At 67.2% G+C, this 1,055-nt stretch carries 1 protein-coding gene; it reads right to left on the reverse strand.

All coding sequences use genetic code 11. The features are described from left to right. Positions 1–83 precede the first annotated feature (83 nt). Entirely contained in the window at positions 84–461 is a 378-nt protein-coding gene (locus ACFVHB_RS40170) for an NPCBM/NEW2 domain-containing protein (protein ID WP_380332941.1), read from the reverse strand. Positions 462–1,055 lie beyond the last annotated feature (594 nt).

The following is a 1,055-nucleotide window of genomic DNA, read 5'->3' on the forward strand; positions in this document are numbered from 1 at the left end:
GTTGCCCAGCAGCAACCTGGCTCTCGACCCACCTGGTGCCAGGCTACCGACCCCGCAGAGTCCGAGGGCTCAGAAACAGGCACTCAGGGGGCCTTGATGACGACGGGATCGATCCACGCACCGACGTTGTTCATGCCGAAGGTGAAGCAGTAGTTGGAGGCAAGGGTGATGCGGAAGACTCCCCGGACATCCAGGTCTACCGGTGTCGTCGAGCCGACCGCTACATCTCGTTCCACTTTCCGGGTGCCGTCCAACTCGATGTACATCTGCACGGTCTTGCCAGAGGAGGAGCTGTCGGCCAGACCGTATGACACGGTCAGGCGGGTGTACTGGCGGTCCAGTTGCCAGGTTGAGGTGGCGCAGGTGCTGGAGAGCACGGTGGGGTAGAGCGTGCCGTTGACGCTTTGCGGTCCGCGGTCGTATTTGCCGCGTTGGTTGTCGACGGGCTGCAGGTCGTCCACGAGGGAGACCCGCTCCGGTGCGGTGGGTGCCGTCTGGCCGCTCTCGCTCGGAGTCGGGGCGGCGAGGGGGGTGGAGGGGCTGGTCGGGGTTGCGGTCACGGTCACCGTCGCCGTCGTCGTGGCCCGTACGGTCTCGGTGGCCGTCCTGGCGGTGGGTGGGTTCACCACTGCGGGAAGCCCGAAGAAGCCAAGGAGGAGGCCGGCGAGGGCAGTGCCGGCGGAGACGAGCGCCGCTATCTCACCGAGACGGCGGCTGGGGGCGGGAGCGGCTCCGCTCCCGGCACCTGGCGGCGGGCCCTGAGGAATAGGGGGAACTCCGGCTGGTGGCGGTTCAGCAGTCACTGACGGCTCCTTCGAACGGCCTCGCCGCAGGAGGCCTTGGCGCCCCTGCTCTGGCTGACGAACTATCAGAGGTGATACTCACCGATCTTGCCCCCGTACAACAGAGGGCCTACCAGTGCGGGCAATCGGGTGACCTCCCGAGCCGGGCCGGAGTTGCTCTGGGAGTGAGTGCCTGATTCCGAGCCCTCGGACTCTGCGGGGCCGGTAGCCTGGCACCAGGTGGGTCGAGAGCCAGGTTGCTGCTGGGCAACT

It is taken from the genome of Kitasatospora sp. NPDC127111 (genome assembly GCF_042677465.1).
Classification (GTDB): domain Bacteria; phylum Actinomycetota; class Actinomycetes; order Streptomycetales; family Streptomycetaceae; genus Kitasatospora.